Origin of the sequence: Hyphococcus luteus (assembly GCF_002943565.1) — a bacterium.
GTDB classification, from domain to species: domain Bacteria; phylum Pseudomonadota; class Alphaproteobacteria; order Caulobacterales; family Parvularculaceae; genus Hyphococcus; species Hyphococcus luteus.
In genome coordinates, this window is sequence record NZ_PJCH01000005.1 from 60,460 (window position 1) to 75,382 (window position 14,923).

At 62.5% G+C, this 14,923-nt stretch carries 20 protein-coding genes; 7 read left to right on the plus strand and 13 right to left on the minus strand.

Features of this window, described 5'->3' with window-relative positions:
- Positions 1-16 precede the first annotated feature (16 nt).
- The 4 genes from CW354_RS05080 (at position 17) to CW354_RS05095 (ending at position 3,541) form a co-directional block, all read left to right on the plus strand.
- Positions 17-934 carry a ketopantoate reductase family protein gene (locus tag CW354_RS05080; protein WP_207764680.1) on the plus strand — a complete coding sequence of 306 codons (918 nt, stop codon included), beginning with the start codon at positions 17-19 and terminating at the stop codon, positions 932-934.
- A gap of 38 nt (positions 935-972) precedes the next feature.
- Positions 973-1,590, plus strand: a complete 618-nt coding sequence (rnhB, locus tag CW354_RS05085; RefSeq protein ID WP_104828982.1) for a ribonuclease HII — start codon at positions 973-975, stop codon at positions 1,588-1,590.
- A gap of 249 nt (positions 1,591-1,839) precedes the next feature.
- Positions 1,840-2,880 (plus strand): site-specific DNA-methyltransferase, encoded by a 1,041-nt coding sequence (locus tag CW354_RS05090; protein WP_423793525.1) that lies wholly within the window; start codon positions 1,840-1,842, stop codon positions 2,878-2,880.
- Between the two features lie 121 nt (positions 2,881-3,001).
- Positions 3,002-3,541: a hypothetical protein gene (locus CW354_RS05095; RefSeq protein ID WP_104828984.1), complete on the plus strand. Its 540-nt coding sequence runs from the start codon at positions 3,002-3,004 to the stop codon at positions 3,539-3,541.
- 3 nt (positions 3,542-3,544) lie between these two features.
- Here the strand turns inward: CW354_RS05095 and CW354_RS05100 are convergent, their stop codons facing one another.
- Complete coding sequence (locus CW354_RS05100) at positions 3,545-4,081, minus strand: lipocalin family protein (RefSeq protein ID WP_104828985.1); 537 nt, start codon at positions 4,079-4,081, stop codon at positions 3,545-3,547.
- Between the two features lie 171 nt (positions 4,082-4,252).
- Between CW354_RS05100 and CW354_RS05105 the strand changes: the two genes are divergently transcribed.
- Both CW354_RS05105 and CW354_RS23305 read left to right on the plus strand, forming a co-directional pair.
- Positions 4,253-5,125 (plus strand): 5'-nucleotidase, lipoprotein e(P4) family, encoded by an 873-nt coding sequence (locus CW354_RS05105; RefSeq protein WP_104829987.1) that lies wholly within the window; start codon positions 4,253-4,255, stop codon positions 5,123-5,125.
- 80 nt (positions 5,126-5,205) lie between these two features.
- Entirely contained in the window at positions 5,206-5,382 is a 177-nt protein-coding gene (locus CW354_RS23305) for a hypothetical protein (protein ID WP_165793537.1), read from the plus strand.
- 50 nt (positions 5,383-5,432) lie between these two features.
- Here CW354_RS23305 and atpF read toward each other — a convergent pair whose 3' ends face one another.
- The 5 genes from atpF to CW354_RS05135 all read right to left on the minus strand — a co-directional run bounded on the left by atpF (position 5,433) and on the right by CW354_RS05135 (position 8,082).
- The gene (atpF, locus tag CW354_RS05115) at positions 5,433-5,996 is read right to left on the minus strand and encodes a F0F1 ATP synthase subunit B (RefSeq protein WP_104828987.1); all 564 of its coding nucleotides are present in this window, start codon (positions 5,994-5,996) and stop codon (positions 5,433-5,435) included.
- 13 nt (positions 5,997-6,009) lie between these two features.
- Positions 6,010-6,573, minus strand: a complete 564-nt coding sequence (locus CW354_RS05120) for a F0F1 ATP synthase subunit B family protein (RefSeq protein WP_104828988.1) — start codon at positions 6,571-6,573, stop codon at positions 6,010-6,012.
- Positions 6,574-6,604: 31 nt separating this feature from the next.
- Positions 6,605-6,832: a F0F1 ATP synthase subunit C gene (locus CW354_RS05125; protein WP_104828989.1), complete on the minus strand. Its 228-nt coding sequence runs from the start codon at positions 6,830-6,832 to the stop codon at positions 6,605-6,607.
- Positions 6,833-6,924: 92 nt separating this feature from the next.
- Positions 6,925-7,713, minus strand: coding sequence for a F0F1 ATP synthase subunit A (locus tag CW354_RS05130; RefSeq protein WP_104828990.1), 789 nt, complete (start codon positions 7,711-7,713; stop codon positions 6,925-6,927).
- Between the two features lie 39 nt (positions 7,714-7,752).
- A complete protein-coding gene (locus CW354_RS05135) occupies positions 7,753-8,082 on the minus strand; it encodes an AtpZ/AtpI family protein (protein ID WP_165793538.1) in 330 nt (109 codons plus the stop codon).
- Positions 8,083-8,352: 270 nt separating this feature from the next.
- Between CW354_RS05135 and CW354_RS05140 the strand changes: the two genes are divergently transcribed.
- The gene (locus CW354_RS05140; RefSeq protein ID WP_104828992.1) at positions 8,353-8,559 is read left to right on the plus strand and encodes a YgaP family membrane protein; all 207 of its coding nucleotides are present in this window, start codon (positions 8,353-8,355) and stop codon (positions 8,557-8,559) included.
- 28 nt (positions 8,560-8,587) lie between these two features.
- Here CW354_RS05140 and CW354_RS05145 read toward each other — a convergent pair whose 3' ends face one another.
- The 7 genes from CW354_RS05145 to smc all read right to left on the minus strand — a co-directional run bounded on the left by CW354_RS05145 (position 8,588) and on the right by smc (position 14,773).
- Positions 8,588-8,938 carry a DUF1428 domain-containing protein gene (locus CW354_RS05145; protein ID WP_104828993.1) on the minus strand — a complete coding sequence of 117 codons (351 nt, stop codon included), beginning with the start codon at positions 8,936-8,938 and terminating at the stop codon, positions 8,588-8,590.
- Positions 8,939-8,955: 17 nt separating this feature from the next.
- Entirely contained in the window at positions 8,956-9,423 is a 468-nt protein-coding gene (locus tag CW354_RS05150; RefSeq protein WP_104828994.1) for a VOC family protein, read from the minus strand.
- The gene (locus CW354_RS05155; RefSeq protein WP_104828995.1) at positions 9,420-9,905 is read right to left on the minus strand and encodes an SRPBCC family protein; all 486 of its coding nucleotides are present in this window, start codon (positions 9,903-9,905) and stop codon (positions 9,420-9,422) included. Before CW354_RS05155 ends, CW354_RS05150 begins: the two co-directional genes overlap by 4 nt.
- Positions 9,905-10,378, minus strand: coding sequence for an SRPBCC family protein (locus CW354_RS05160; RefSeq protein ID WP_165793539.1), 474 nt, complete (start codon positions 10,376-10,378; stop codon positions 9,905-9,907). Before CW354_RS05160 ends, CW354_RS05155 begins: the two co-directional genes overlap by 1 nt.
- Positions 10,379-10,407: 29 nt before the next feature.
- Positions 10,408-10,827, minus strand: coding sequence for a VOC family protein (locus CW354_RS05165; RefSeq protein WP_104828997.1), 420 nt, complete (start codon positions 10,825-10,827; stop codon positions 10,408-10,410).
- Positions 10,824-11,180, minus strand: coding sequence for an ArsR/SmtB family transcription factor (locus CW354_RS05170; protein ID WP_104828998.1), 357 nt, complete (start codon positions 11,178-11,180; stop codon positions 10,824-10,826). The genes CW354_RS05165 and CW354_RS05170 overlap by 4 nt, the downstream gene beginning before the upstream one ends.
- Before the next feature lie 125 nt (positions 11,181-11,305).
- Positions 11,306-14,773, minus strand: a complete 3,468-nt coding sequence (smc, locus tag CW354_RS05175) for a chromosome segregation protein SMC (protein WP_104829988.1) — start codon at positions 14,771-14,773, stop codon at positions 11,306-11,308.
- Positions 14,774-14,923 lie beyond the last annotated feature (150 nt).

The window sequence follows — 14,923 nt, forward strand, 5'->3', positions numbered from 1 at the left end:
TGCGAGGGGTAAGTCCGTGAAAAACATCGTCATCATCGGGGCCGGCGCCATGGGCTGTCTGTTCGCCGCGCGCATGAGCGAGGCCGGCGCGCATGTCACGCTGATCGATGTGGACCGCGCGCGCCTCGATCTCCTGGCGCAGGGCGGCGTCGAGCTCATCGACGACAAGGGCCGGCGCACGGTCCGGGTCGAGGCGTCGCTCGCCGAAAACTTCGACGGGCCCGCCGATCTCGTCATGCTCTTCACCAAGGGCGCTCACTCGGCCGCCGCTGTCGCCTCGGTGAAACATCTGGCGGCGCAAAAGCCCGCCGCGCTGACCCTGCAGAACGGCATCGGCAACGCCGAACGGCTCGCTGAAATCTTCGGCGCCGACCGGGTGCTCATGGGCACGGCGCATATACCCGCGGATCTCACAGGACCGAAAAGCGTCGAAACCCATGGCTTTGCGCATTTGCATATTGGCGGCTTCACCGGGGCCGCGCATGAATACGCGGCGCCGGCGGCGGCGCTGCTCGAGAAAAGCGGCTTTGAAACCCATGTCACGGCGGAGATCGAAAGCGCCGTCTGGGAAAAACTCGCCTTCAATGCGGCGCTCAACGCCGTCGCCATGATCTGCGAAGCGCCGAACGGCGCCATGAACAATCCGGCGGGCCGGCGCATCGCCGACGCCGTCACGGCGGAAACCGTCGCCGTCGCATCGGCCAGAGGCCTTACGCTCGACCATGAGGGCGTTCGCGACAACATCGCCCGCGCCCTTGCCGATCATCCCGGCCACAAGGCGTCCATGCTGCAGGACCGGGAGGCGGGACGCGCCACGGAAATCGAAACCATCAACGGCGCCCTCGCGCAAGAGGGCGAACGCCTTAACGTGCCGACGCCGGTGACCCAAACCCTCGCCGACCTCGTCCGGGTCATCGAAGCGAAATCCCATTAAAAGATGACGGGCGCGCCCGACTCGCGCCAGGAAAGACCATGGCCGTCATCAAACCCACATACGATCTCGAGACCGCTCACGCTCATGCCGGCCCTGTCGCCGGCATCGACGAGGCGGGGCGCGGGCCCTGGGCGGGCCCCGTGGTCGCCGCGGCGGTGATCCTCGATCCTGACGACATTCCGGACGGCCTCGCCGATTCGAAAAAACTGAGCGAGACGCGGCGCGAAAAGATCGCGCTTTCCATACGCGAGCGCGCGCTGGTCAGCGTCGGCGTGGCGAGCGTCGAGGAAATCGACGAGATCAACATTTTGCAGGCGACCTTTCTCGCCATGGCGCGCGCCGAAGAGGGACTTGCCGACCGCCCCGCGACCTGCATCGTCGACGGTTCGCAAAAACCGAAGCTGAAAGCGGCAACGCAGATGGTGGTGAAAGGCGACGCAACCTCGCTGTCCATCGCCGCCGCGTCGATCATCGCCAAAACCGTGCGCGATGACATGATGCGCGCGCTGGCGCTCGATCATCCTTTTTACGCCTGGGAAAAGAACAAGGGTTACGGCGCGCCGGCCCATCGCGAAGGCCTCGCGCGCTACGGCGTCACACCACATCATCGCAAAAGCTTTGCACCGATCCACAAGATATTGTGCGAAAACGCGTAAGCCATGTGCGCCGTTAATTTTTCTTACTAACCTGTTAACTTTTTGAATCCGCTCTAAAAATTCCGCCCGACTCTTGACGGGGACTCGCCCCCGACTCAAAGTGCCGCTCCTTGTTGACGGGACAAGATTGAGGGGCGGGCGATGCCGGCGAACAAAAAACCGAAAACGAAAAGCGCTGCGAAAAAAGCCGAACCGGCGAACATCGAGACATTTCTCGACACGATCGTGACGGGCGACTGCATCGCGGCCATGAAGAAACTGCCCAACGCGTCGGTCGATCTCGTCTTCGCCGACCCGCCCTACAATCTTCAGCTCGGCGGCGACCTGACGCGCCCCGACAATTCCCGCGTCGACGGCGTCGACGACGACTGGGACAAGTTCGAGAACTTCAAGGCCTATGACAGCTTCACACGGGCCTGGCTCGCCGAAGCGCGCCGCGTCTTAAAACCCGACGGCGCGATCTGGGTCATCGGCTCCTATCACAACATCTTCCGCGTCGGCGCGGCGGTGCAGGATCTCGGCTTCTGGATCTTGAACGACGTCATCTGGCGCAAATCGAATCCGATGCCGAATTTCCGCGGCACGCGCCTGACGAACGCCCATGAAACGCTGATCTGGGCGGCGAAGTCGGAAAAGTCGAAATACACGTTCAACTACCGCGCGCTCAAAACCGGCAATGACGATCTGCAGATGCGCTCGGACTGGGAGTTTCCCATCTGCACCGGCGCGGAGCGCATCAAGGGCGAGGACGGGGCGAAGACCCACCCGACGCAGAAACCGGAATCGCTCCTCTACCGCATCCTCATCGCCTCGACCAAGCCGGGCGATGTGGTGCTCGACCCGTTCTTCGGCTCCGGCACCACCGGCGCGGCGGCGAAATTTCTCGGCCGTCATTATATCGGCTGCGAGCGCGACAAGGCGTATATCGCGGCGGCGAAAAAACGCATCGCGCGGGTGAAGCCGCTCCCGGAAGAAGAATTGCAAACCCAGCCCTCGCCCCGCGCGGCGCCGCGCGTCCCATTCGGCCAGGTCATCGAAACCAAGCTGATCAAGCCCGGCGCGAAGCTTTATTCGCGCAACAAGAACACCTGCGCGAAAGTGCGCGCCGACGGCTCGCTCTATGTGAAAGACGGCGACGTCGAAATTCAGGGCTCGATCCACAAGGTCGGCGCCGCGGTCCAGAACGCGCAAGCCTGCAATGGCTGGACCTACTGGCATTACGAGGAAAAGACCGGCCTCAAACCCATCGATTTCCTGCGCGACAAGATCCGTAAACAGATGGCTGGCTAGGCCTCCCGCCCTCAAAAGCACCGATTCGCGTAAAAAGCGGCGTGACCTTCCGCCGTTTTTGTCCCTATAGTAGCCCGCGCTTGCGCGCCGGCCTTCCCGCGCGCCGCCAGGGGGCTGAAAGATGAGCTATAAGAAAGTCGAGAACCTCGCCGCCAAGCTGGGCGTCTATGGGGGCGCCGTTAGCTTTCTCGTGCTGGTCTTCGGCGGCGGCGCCTTTGTCGTCCAGAAGATTCGATCCGCAGGCGAAGTCAGCTTGCCCGCAACTTACGCAAGCGAAAGCTGGCGGCCGGCAAAGTGGGATCAATATGCCTGGCTCGCGCATCGCTGGTGCTATCCGACTTTGCCGAATTTCCAGACCGAATACCGTCTCGCCGGCCGCACGCTGCAGCACCGCAATGTCGGCGCGAGCCCTGATGTGGACACCGGCTGGATCGATACAAAGGTCTATGTCAACCAGAACGACCTGATCCGGATATGGCATGACGACGGGGCCCTGCCCGGCGCCTATATCCGACCCGCCGCCGACGACAAGCTTTCCTTCTATGAAAACGACAGATCGACGGCGGACAGCGGCCAGATTTTTGACGGTGACCGGTTTCTGGCGCTGAGTTGCACCCGCTGTCGCATATCGAGTGACGGCCTCACCTATTCCTGCAAATAGGGGCTAGTCCGCCTGCTCCGTCCAATAGAGCGCATCCGTGTTGTAGCCCATCGCCTTTAGATCGTTCAGCGCCTTATCGCGCGCTTCATCCGAAATCATTGGCGTACGGCTTAAAATCCATAAATAGCGCCCTTCCGGTTCGCCGACGAGCGACAGCGAATAATCGTCGGCGAGGCCGATGATCCAGTAATCACCCCAGAAGGGGCCGAAGAAACTGACTTCCAGTTTCGCGTTGGTTTCTTCATCGACGATGCGCGCGCGGCCATTCGCGACTTTTTCTTCGCCATCGGGCGAGCCCTTGCGGCAGGTGTTGGTCACCGCAATGAGGCCGTCCTCACGGCGCGCATAGTCGGCGGTAACGCCCTCGCAGTTCTTTTCGAAACGGTTCGGGAACCGCGCGATCTCGTACCAGCGCCCGAGATAGCGATCGAGGTCCACCTGATCCACGGCTTCCAAGGGCGGCGCGTCTTCCGCGCGGTTCACCGGCGGCCCGGCGCAGCCGGCGAGGAGAAGAAAGGTGAAAACGAAAAAAATGCGCATGAGAACCTGCTTTCATTTTTCTCCGCTCATCCCCGCGAAAGCGGGGATCCATGGGAATTTGAGAACCTTATCTGGATTCCCGCTTCCGCGGGAATGAGCGGTTTTTTGATTTTGCTGTTTCGCCGGAGGGCCTATTGTGCCGCGAAACAGCCGCAAAGGGGAGATCATTCCATGCCGCATCGTCACATTCTGTTGAAGCGCCTCGCCCTGGCCGGGGCGGCGCTGGCGCTGGCCGCCTGCGCGACGACGCAGACGCAAACCGCCGCAAACGGGCCGGCGCCCGACGACCGCCTCAATGCGACGCTGTGGATGCAACAGGCCGTGGAATACAAGGCGAACGCTGAGGCGGTTTACGCGCTCGCGGAGCTGCGTCTCGAAGAAGCGCTCGCCGACAAGACATGGACCGCGGCCCCGGGGGAGCAAAAGCCCGGCTACGAAACCCTGCCCCCGGCGATCATTCTCGATGCGGATGAAACCGTGCTCGACAATTCGCCCTATCAGGCGTGGATGGTGAAGACCGGCGCGGGCTATTCGAGCGCAAGCTGGAATGCGTGGGCGGGCGCGGGAAAGGCAAACGCCGTGCCGGGCGCGGTCGACTTCACAAACGCCGCCGCAGCGAAAGGCGTTACAGTCTTTTACGTCACCAACCGCAGCCACGAGGTCGAGGAGGGCACGGCGCGCAATCTCGACGCGCTCGGCTTTCCCATGGGAGACAAGACCGACACGCTGATGACCAAGGGCGAAAAGCCGGACTGGACGTCCGCAAAAGGAACCCGACGCGCGGCGGTCGCGGAGAACTACCGCATTCTCCTGCTTCTCGGCGACAATTTCGGCGATTTCACCGACGATTATGATGGCGGCCCGCAAGCGCGCCGGGCGGTCTATGAGGCGAACGCAGCGCATTGGGGCCGCGACTGGCTGATGCTGCCCAACCCGGCTTACGGCTCATGGGAATCCGCGGCGTTCGGCGGCGATTATTCCTTAAGCCCTGAAGAACAGCGCCGGCGCAAGGTCGACGCGCTGAAGGGCTGGAGGCGCGACTAGGCGCGGCTCCGCCCCGGGGAACGGTCCCGGACCTGCCCGTGTTTGTTTCCATGTGAAATGAAAACCCGGGAGCGTTGATCATGAACAAGTTCAGCTTCGCCGGCGCCGCGCTAGCCGCGCTTGTGGCGGCGGCCTGCGGGCCCGGCTATGACGACGACGATGTGGACGACGTCGAAGAAATGCCGAACGCCGACGATCTCGGCGAACCGGAGGAAAACGACGTTGATGACGTCAGCACCCGCGAAAGCCGCGGCTAAACTATAAAGGGCGGCCCAAGGCCGCCCCTATTCAGTCCAGTCCAACCTGATCAGTTCAGCTTTTCGCGAAGACCGGCGATCGCCTTGTCGATAAAGGCGCCTTGCGCGCCGGCGTCCATGCGCTCACGAATGATATGGCGCGCCGCCTCGACCGCGAGGTCGGCCGTCTGGCCGCGCACTTCCGACAGGGCCTGCGCTTCGGCCCGTTCGATCTTGTCTTCGGCGGCCTTGATGCGGCGCTCGGTCTGTTCCTCGATCTTGGCGCGCGCTTCGGCGGCCATGCGCTGGGCGTCTTTTTTCGCCTGCTCAATAATGCCGGCGGCTTCTTCCTCGGCCTCGCGCTGGCGGCGCTGATAAGTCGCGAGAAGCTCCTGCGCCTCTTCGCGCATGCGGCGCGCCTCGTTGATTTCGTCGGCGATTTTCTGCGCACGCTTGTCGAGGCCGCCGACAATCATCTTGTGGACGCCGGCGCGGGCGAAAACGGCGATAACAATGACGAAGGCGATCAGCACATAAAGCGCCGCATCCTCGAAAAGACCGACCGAAGCGTGATCCGCGGCGGCGTCATGGACCTCTTCGGCGGCGGCGAGAGCGAGCGTCGAAAGAAAAATCATGGAGCTTCGTCCTTTAGGCGCGCGCGACGGCGTCGATGGCTTTCGCCACCGCGTCGTCGGTGGGCGCCTCGTCGATCAGGGTTTCGACGACGGCGCGCGTCGTGTCGGCCGCCGCCTCGCGCACTTTGGCGGCGGCGTCCGTTTTCATAGCCTCGATGCGAGCGTCGGCGGCGGCGAGTTGCTTGTCCAGCGCCTCGTCGGTTTCCGCCTGCAGCCCGGCGATCTCCTCGTCCATTTCCGTGCGGGTGTCCGCCGCAATCGACTGCGCCTTGGCGCGGGCGTCGGCGAGCGCCTTGTTATAGGCGGTCTCGGCGTCTTCGGCCTGACGGCGGAACTCCGCCGCCTGATCGAGGTCGTCCGCCATCCGGTCCCGGCGCTGTTCGATGGCGCCGCCCAGCGACGGCAGGAACTTGCCCGCCATCAGCCAGTAAAGAACGCCGAAGGTGAACGCGAGCCAGAAAATCTGACTCGGCCAGGAGGCGAAATCGAGCTGCGGCAGGCCGGCGGAAGACGCTTCTTCATGCGCTTCCGCAGCGCCTGCTGCGGCGGTTGTGATCAGGCTTGCGAAGACGGACAAGGTCCTCTCCTTTGTTAAGGCAAAGGGTCTCTTAGAACGTGTAGAGAATGATCATCGCAATCGCGAAGCCGAGAAGACCGGTGAATTCGGTCAGCGCGAAGGCGAGGAGCATGGTCGGCTGGTTCTGTGCGGCGGCGGACGGATTGCGGAACGCGCCGGACAGGAAGTTGCCGAAGATGAGGCCGAGGCCGACGCCTGCGCCCGCGAGCGGGATCGCGGCGAGACCGGCGCCGATGAGTTTTGCTGCTTCTGCTTCCATTGTCTTAACTCCTGGAGTTTTTTCGTTGAGCCGTTTGATCCCGGTTTCGCGGCTGGCCCTGATCATACCGCGAGGGGAAACTTCAAGTGATCCTAGTGATCGGCCGCGTGAGCCGCGTCTGAAAGATAAATACAGGTCAAGACTGCGAAGACGTAAGCCTGCAGCGCGGCGACCAGAAATTCGAGCGCCGTCACCGCGACGGCGCCGAGAAACGGCGCAAGACCGAAAAGCTTGATCGCGCCTTCCGCCGCCAAGAGCGAGACCACGAAGCCGGCGAAAAGCTTCAGGATGATGTGGCCGGCGAACATATTGGCGAAGAGACGAATGGCGAGGCTCAACGGACGCGACAGAAACGAGATGACCTCGATCAGCGGAATGATCGCATACATCGGCCAGGGAAGCCCCGACGGCCAGAACAGTTTCAGGAATTTCAGCCCGTTCTTCCAGAAGCCGTAAACGATGACGATGCTGATCGTCAGCATGGCGAGCGCCAGCGTGACGATGAGGTGGCTCGTCGGCGTGAAGACGTGCAGCGCCTGCGGCGAGCGCGGGAACGACGGCAGCAGGCCGAACAGATTGGCGACCAGAATCCACAAAAACAGCGTGAAGACGTAAGGGAAGAATTTCCGCCCCTCGGCGCCGATGGTGTCGCGCACGAGATCGGCGACGAATTCATACATGACTTCCGCGGCGGACTGCAGCCGGCCAGGAACAAGCCCCGCGCGGCGCGTCGCCGCAAAGAAAAAGACCGCAATGGCCGTGGTGCCGATCAGCATCCACAGCGACGAGTTGGTGAACGAAATATCGAGTCCGCCGAAGGACAAAGGCACGATCGGCACAATCTCGAATTGCTCCATCGGCCCGGCGGCCTGCAAACCCATCATGTCTTTTCTTCCCGTCGCCTTCCGGCTTCCCGTTCGTCAGCGCTCTGACGATTGATCGTTTTCCTGTTTCAGGGTGCGCGTCATGTTGCGCAGCCCCGCCGCAAATCCGAGCGCCAGACCGATGAGCAAAAACACGGGCTCCGTGTCCAGCCAGCGGTCAAGGCCCAATCCCAAGAGGCAGCCGACGAAAACGCCGGCCAGCAGATCCGAAGAGATCCGCATGGCGCGCCCCCAGGCGGAAGCGGATTTCTGCGGTGACGGCTCGTTCTGGCCGTGTCCGCGCATCCGATCCAGTCGCTCGGAGAACTCGTCCAGCGAGCCCGGCTGTTTCTTGTCAGCCTTGTCTCTGCCGGAGTCATTACTCATGAGCATGCCCGAAAACAGGCGCGAGCGGCCGCCCGCGCCCCCTGAAATCGCGGCGGACCATATAGGCGCCGCAGCGCAGCGTCAAGCAACGGATTTTCGCCGTAACTTATTGATTTTCAACAGCGAACCTTAGCGCGGCGTCTGGACGCGCCGGGCCGCCCGGGCCATCCGCCATGCGGCGCTTGATCCAAGTCATGGGAAAGCCGTCGCATGGGCGCTAAATTTCCAAGGTGCGCGACTTTTCAAGCGCGCCAACCAAAGGAGAGAACCATGAAACTCAACATGGGCGTCATCGACCGCATCATCCGGCTGCTTGTCGCGGGTGTCGTTGCGTATCTCTATTTCACCGGGGCGATCAGCGGCGTTCTCGCCATCGTTCTCGGCGTCGTCGCCGCGGTTTTTGTTCTGACAAGCCTCGTCGGCGTATGTCCCGCTTATTCGATGATCGGTTTTTCGACCAAGAAGAAACGCGCCTGAACGGTTCCGGCGCGCGCCGCCGGACCGGTTAAAGCTCGACGATCATTTCGAAGCCGCCGAAGATCATCCTCTTGCCGTCGAAGGGCATGGGGTCTGGCGCTTTCATGCGCGGGTCTTCCATGGCTTTCTTCATGCCTTCGTCGCGAACCGCTTTAGACGGCCAGACAATCCACGAAAAAACGACTGTTTCATCTTCCTCAAGTTTCACCGCCATGGGAAAGGAGGTGAGCTTGCCTTCCGGCACGTCATCGCCCCAGGTCTCAACCATCTTCAACGCACCATGTTCAAGAAAGATCGGACCGCAGTCTTCGGCCATCTTGATATAGGCGTCTTTCATGCCGATCTTCACCGCCAGCAAAAATCCGTCAATGTAAGTCATTGGGCCTCTCCTTTTCATTATCCGTTGAACGCCGTTTCGAGGGCGGCGATGTCGATCTTTTTCATTTTCATCATCGCTTCGCGCGCCCGGCCCGCCGCCGCCTTGTCATCGGCCTGCAGGAGCTGCGGCAGGCGCTCGGGGATGATCTGCCAGGAGACGCCGAAACGGTCGATGCACCAGGCGCACATGCTTTCCTCGCCGCCGTCAGCGATGAGCGCGTTCCACAACCGGTCGGTTTCCTCCTGATCTTTCGTCAGCACGGAAATCGAGGCGGCGGGCGTGTGTTTGAACATCGGCCCGCCGTTCAGAACCATGTAAGGCGCGCCGGCGAGCGTGAACTCGACGATCAGCGGCGGGCCGCTTTGTTCCGGCGTGAAAGAGGTTTCAATAAAGCTGTCCGGCAGCAGCGAGACGTAAAATTCCGCCGCCTCTTTTCCGTTCCCGTCGAACCACAAACAGGTGCGGACTTTCGGTTGGTCTGTCATCGGCTCTCCTCCATCAGGCGTTCAAGATAAGGCCCCATCTCGTCGAGAGTCCGGTTCCAGCTTGCGGAAAAACCCGACGCATTCGCCGCTTCCAGCGCATCGGCGTCGGGGAAGACGGTTTCGATGACGAGCCGGGTTTTCGCCGCCGCCAGCGCCTCGAACAAAACCGTCACCCGGGATTTCGGCGGAAGGCCGCAGCCGCAGGCCGTCGGCGCCTGAGGCTCACCCTCATAGACGATGCGCTCCGGTTCGACGATTTCGAGAAACTCGCCGGCGGCGGGCGCGACTTCGCCTTCCGGCGTTTTCATTAGCACCCGGAATTCGCCGCCGACGCGGAAATCCATCATGCAGCTTGTACGCTCCGGCCCGAACGGCCCCCACCATTGTTTCAGATGTTCGGGATCGGTCCAGACTTTCCAGACCAGCGGGCGCGGCGCGTTGTAGACCCGCGACATTCTGAGTTCATTGGGGATGATCGGCATCAGGAAAGTCTTTCCTCTTTCAGCGCATCATCCAGCCGGCCGAGCCCCCAGCCCCACCCCTCGGTGCGTCCCGCATTTTCATCCACACCCGTCAAGAACGCATTGTCTTCGGTCAGGGTAAGGCGCGTTCCTGTTCCGTGCGGCTTCAATTCGATGATTGTCATCGAAACCGAGTAAGGCGCGCCGTCGATAGTCATGTAATAAGTGAAAACGATTTTCTCGTTCTCTATGATGTAGTGATAGACGCCGTCATTGGTGAAAGTTCCGCCGCCGGGTTTGCGGCCATGGCACCGTTCTGCGCCGCCGGGCCGGAAGTCGAGTTTATATTCCTCTATCTCGAAACCGTCGCTGTCAGCGCCGAACCATTGACGCTTCGCTTGCGCGCTCGCCCATGCGGCGAAGACGCGTTCCGGCGGAAAATCATAATCGCGCGTGACGGTAAGGCTTGCATGGATAATGTCGGGCGCAGTCATTAAAGTCTCCATCCTGTTCAGGGCTTGCCTCAATTCTGTTCCGGCGCGCCGCAGACGATCATCCAGCGCACGCCAAAACGGTCCGCGAACATCGCGTAACGCTTGGCGAAGAACGTTGCGGTCATTTCATGCTCGATCGCGCCGCCTTCAGACAACGCCGCGTAAATACGCTCCGCCTCATCGGTTTCATCCGGTTCAATGACGATCTGCATCCCGGCGGGTTTCGAATAAAGCGCCGGCGGCGCATCGGAAGCCATAATGTTGAGATTTTGCAATTGCAGATGGGCGTGAAGCACATAGTCTTTCGCTTCGGGCGGATACTGGGATTCAGCAGGCGAGCCGGCGACTTTCATCATTGTCTCGATCTTTCCGCCGAGCACCGACTGATAAAAGGTCATTGCCTCTTCGCATTGTCCGTCAAAAGTCAAATAGACATCGAGGCGCATCATTCTTTCTCCGTGGACTGAAGAGCTTCAAGATAGGCGCCGAGACGGTCAAGGCGGCCCTCCCAAACGGCGCGCTGGTGGGCGATCCATTCTTCGGCTTCAGACAGGCGTTTGAACTGCGCTTCGCAGGTCCTGACCCGCCCTTGTTTTTTCGAGGAGACGAGCCCCGACTCCTCCAGCACTTTCAGGTGCTGAAGAAAGGAGGGCAGCGCCATGTCGAAAGGCTTGGCGAGCTCGCTGACGCTGGCCGGGCCTTCGCTGAGTCGGGTCATGACCGCCCGGCGGGTCGGGTCCGCCAGGGCCTGAAAGACATTGTCGAGATCGTGGGGGTCGGGGCTTTGTTGATAGTTAGGCATAGGCCTAACTTATCTGGCGCATAACTCTGCGTCAACAACAATTAGCCAATTGCCTAAGTTTATTTACGGACACGAAAAAGGCCGCCTCCGGCAAAGGAGGCGGCCTTTTAAACTGAAAAACAGCCCTACTCCGCTGCGGCGAGCTGTTCGGCCTTGTTGAGGTCCACGGAGACAAGCTGCGAAACGCCGCGTTCGATCATGGTCACGCCGAACAGGCGGTTCATGCGCGACATGGTGAGCGCATGGTGCGTGATGATGACGAAACGGGTTTCGGTCTCCTGCGCCATTTCATGCAGCAGACGGCAGAAGCGCTCCACATTGGCGTCGTCGAGCGGCGCGTCGACCTCGTCGAGAACGCAGACCGGCGCCGGGTTCGCCATGAACACCGCGAAGATCAGCGCGGTTGCGGTGAGCGCCTGTTCGCCGCCGGACATCAGCGACATGGAGGCGAGTTTCTTGCCCGGCGGCGAGGCCATGATTTCAAGGCCGGCTTCCAGCGGGTCGTCGGATTCGATGAGGCGCAGCTCCGCCTGGCCGCCATTGAAGAGGCGCTTGAAGAGATCGGCGAAATTGTTGTTCACCGTCTCGAACGCATCGAGGAGGCGCTGGCGCGCTTCGCGGTTGAGGTTGGTGATGCCGGTCCTCAATTTACGGATGGCGTTGTCGCAATCCTCGCGCTCCGTGGCGAGCTCTTCGAGACGCTCGGAGACTTCCTGCATCTCCTCATCGGCGCGCAGGTTCACGCCGCCGAGATTTTCGCGCTCGCGCTTGTAGCGTTCGAGCTTGCGATCCACATCGTCGCGATTGGGCAGATCGGCGCCCTCTTTGTGCTCGGCGATGGCCAGAAGTTCGTCGGGCTCGGCCTCGCAGGTCTCATGGGCGAGATGCTTGGCTTCCTCCACGCGTTCGGCGGCGGCCTCGGCCTGCGCCTCAAGGCGCGCGCGCGCCTCGCGCGCTTCGGCGGCTTCATGATCGGCCATCTTCGCCGCCTTGTCCGCCTCGACGGTCATGCGCTGACCTTCGGCGAGGGCGTCGGCCGCGTCGTTGCGGCGCTTCTCGGCGGTTTCGATCTGGTCGAGCAGGGCTTTGCGTTTTTCCTCGATCACCGCCGGCGCGCCCTGCGCGGCTTCATGGGCGGTGACAGTCTCGCTGAGATGCGATTCGATATCGCCGATACGCTTGCGCGCGGCGTCGCCGCGCTGCGCCCATGAGGCCCTGTCGCGCGCGATTTCTTCGAGACGTTCGGCGCGGCGGCGCGCTTCACTGGCGAGTTCGTTATGGGCGGTGCGGGTTTCGGCCGCCTTTGCGCGCGCCGAAGCGACTTCCTCACGCGCCGCCTCGACGCCTTCCGCGATATGCTCGGCGTCGGGGAAGGCGGCGACCTCCGCCGTCAGGCTTTCGTGATTGCGTTCGGTTTCGGTTTTCTCCTCGGCGAGACGCGACAGGTTTTCGTCGATGGAGGAAAGCCGGGCGAGCGCGCGTTCATGTTCGCGCTCAAGCTCATTCAGTTTGGTGCGCGCGGAATCGAGCGCCCGGCGCGCATCGGTGAAGAGCGCGCGCGCATCGCGCTCGTTCTGCTGTTTGGCTTTCAGCGTTTCGCTGGCCTCGGCATGCTCGCGCCGCGCGGTCTCGGCGCTTTCCTCAGCGCTTTCAAACTCACGGTCGAGCACCTGCAGCCGGTTGCGCTGCTCAAGACGGATCGCGGCGGAGGTCTTGGCGTCCGCATAAGTCGTATAGCCGTCCCAGCGCCACAAATCGCCCTCGCGGGAGACGAGCCGCTGGCCGGGTTTCAACTGGGCGCGCAGGCGCTCGCCGTCGGCCGCGTCGATGACGCCGATGGCCGAGAGCCGGCGATTGAGCGCCGAGGGCGCGCGCACGAAGCCGAGCAAGGGCGACGCGCCTTCGGGCAGGGCCATGTCCGCGGCGTTTTCGCCGATGGACGCCCAGTGCGCCGGCGCCTTGTCGTCGACCGCCGCGCCGAGATCGTCGCCGAGCGCCGCAGCGAGCGCATTTTCATAACCGGCGTCCACATCGATCATCTCGATGAGCGGCGTCCAGTCCTCGCTTTCATTGGCGGCGAGCACCCGGCGCAGCGCCTCGCGCTCCGCATCGAGCTCGGTGACGCTCTGTTCGGCGCTGCGCAACGGCCCTCGCAATTCGTTCTCGCGCGTTTCGGCGGCGGCGCGCTCTTCCTCGGCGCGCTGGAAGGCTTCTTCCGCAGCGCTCGCAGCCTCTTCGGCGGCCGTGAATTTCACTTTCGCCGCTTCGAAGGCTTCGGCCTGCTCCGGCGTCGGCTCGATCAGCTGGCGTTCATCCGTATAGGAACGGGTCTGCTCAACGATCTTTTCAAGCCGGCGTTCGGCGGCGGCGAGATTGTTCGTCGCGGCCTTGCGGCGCGCTTCGATATCGGCGGCCTCTTTCGATTTCTCATCGAACCGGGCTTCGGCGGCTTCGAGCGCGGCGGCGGCCTCGTTCATCGCGGCTTGCGCGGCGGCGACCTGCTCGGCCTGGCCTTCTTCGCGCTGGCGCAGTTCTCCCTCTTCGCCGCTCAATGCCGTCACAGCGTCGTCGGCGTCGGTGAGAAGGTCTTTTTCCCGCGCCATGTCGTTTTTCAGGCGCTCGATCTCTCCCGCGAGGCGCGCCAGTTCAGCCTCGGCGCGCGCGGCCTCTTCATCGAGGCTTTCGCGCGCCACGGTGAGGCGGTGCAGCGCGGCGGCGGCTTCGGCCTCGGCCATGCGCAAGGGTTCGAGCTCTTCATGGGCTTTCGTCTGCGCCGTCGATGCGGTCGCGGCGACGCGCGCCGTCTCCTCGATCAGTTCGCTGATCTCGGCGAGACCGGCGGCGGCTTTTTCCTGCGCCTCCACCGCTTCGCGCCAGCGCAGGTAAGCGAGCATGGCCTCGGTGCGGCGGATGTCGCCGGAGACATTGCGGTAGCGCGTCGCCTGGCGCGCCTGGCGGGCAAGCGCGGTTTTCTGGGTCTCGAGCTCGCCGATGACGTCGTCGAGGCGTTCGAGATTCTGCTCCGCCGCGCGCAAGCGCAGTTCCGCCTCATGGCGGCGGGAGTGAAGCCCGGTGACGCCCGCCGCCTCTTCGAGGAGACGCCGGCGGTTTTGCGGCTTGGCGCTGATCAGTTCGGAAATCTGCCCCTGGCGCACCAGCGCCGGCGAATTGGCGCCGCTCGAAGCGTCGGCGAAGAGAAGCTGCACGTCTTTGGCGCGCACTTCCTTCTGGTTGATGCGATAGACCGACTGGGTGCCTTCTTCCTTGCGGATGATGCGGCGCGAGATTTCGAGCGTGTCATGCTCGTTATATTCCGCCGGCGCGGAGCGGTCGGAATTGTCGAGAGAGAGGATCACCTCGGCCCAGTTGCGCGAAGGGCGCATGGACGTCCCAGCGAAGATCACCGCCTCCATGCCGTCGCCCCTCAGCGCCTTGGCAGACGTCGCGCCCATCACCCAGCGCAAGGCTTCGAGGAGGTTCGACTTGCCGCAGCCATTGGGGCCGACGATGCCGGTCAGGCCCTCGCGGATTTCAAAATCGGTCGGCTCGACGAAGGATTTAAAGCCGACAAGACGGACATTGGTGAACTTCACGTATCTTTTCCCGATAAGCGCCGCGCCAAACTCCGTTTCCGGACCCACATGCCGGGCGCGACTTCCGAAGTCCGCAATGATCGGCGATTCTGGCGGCAGGCCAATAGCGTCGAGCGGCTAATATTCCTCAACAATCCTCGCCCGCTCCAA

Coding starts and splice junctions, on each gene's coding strand:
- CW354_RS05170 (WP_104828998.1), bottom strand. CDS start 11,180: ATGCCTAACTATCAACAAAGCCCCGACCCCCACGATCTCGACAATGTC.
- CW354_RS05165 (WP_104828997.1), bottom strand. CDS start 10,827: ATGATGCGCCTCGATGTCTATTTGACTTTTGACGGACAATGCGAAGAG.
- rnhB (WP_104828982.1), top strand. CDS start 973: ATGGCCGTCATCAAACCCACATACGATCTCGAGACCGCTCACGCTCAT.
- CW354_RS05090 (WP_423793525.1), top strand. CDS start 1,840: ATGAAGAAACTGCCCAACGCGTCGGTCGATCTCGTCTTCGCCGACCCG.
- CW354_RS05155 (WP_104828995.1), bottom strand. CDS start 9,905: ATGCCGATCATCCCCAATGAACTCAGAATGTCGCGGGTCTACAACGCG.
- CW354_RS05130 (WP_104828990.1), bottom strand. CDS start 7,713: ATGGGTTTGCAGGCCGCCGGGCCGATGGAGCAATTCGAGATTGTGCCG.
- CW354_RS05160 (WP_165793539.1), bottom strand. CDS start 10,378: ATGACTGCGCCCGACATTATCCATGCAAGCCTTACCGTCACGCGCGAT.
- CW354_RS05140 (WP_104828992.1), top strand. CDS start 8,353: ATGAAACTCAACATGGGCGTCATCGACCGCATCATCCGGCTGCTTGTC.
- CW354_RS05135 (WP_165793538.1), bottom strand. CDS start 8,082: ATGAGTAATGACTCCGGCAGAGACAAGGCTGACAAGAAACAGCCGGGC.
- CW354_RS05150 (WP_104828994.1), bottom strand. CDS start 9,423: ATGACAGACCAACCGAAAGTCCGCACCTGTTTGTGGTTCGACGGGAAC.
- atpF (WP_104828987.1), bottom strand. CDS start 5,996: ATGATTTTTCTTTCGACGCTCGCTCTCGCCGCCGCCGAAGAGGTCCAT.
- CW354_RS05145 (WP_104828993.1), bottom strand. CDS start 8,938: ATGACTTACATTGACGGATTTTTGCTGGCGGTGAAGATCGGCATGAAA.
- CW354_RS05105 (WP_104829987.1), top strand. CDS start 4,253: ATGCCGCATCGTCACATTCTGTTGAAGCGCCTCGCCCTGGCCGGGGCG.
- CW354_RS05100 (WP_104828985.1), bottom strand. CDS start 4,081: ATGCGCATTTTTTTCGTTTTCACCTTTCTTCTCCTCGCCGGCTGCGCC.
- CW354_RS05125 (WP_104828989.1), bottom strand. CDS start 6,832: ATGGAAGCAGAAGCAGCAAAACTCATCGGCGCCGGTCTCGCCGCGATC.
- CW354_RS05095 (WP_104828984.1), top strand. CDS start 3,002: ATGAGCTATAAGAAAGTCGAGAACCTCGCCGCCAAGCTGGGCGTCTAT.
- CW354_RS23305 (WP_165793537.1), top strand. CDS start 5,206: ATGAACAAGTTCAGCTTCGCCGGCGCCGCGCTAGCCGCGCTTGTGGCG.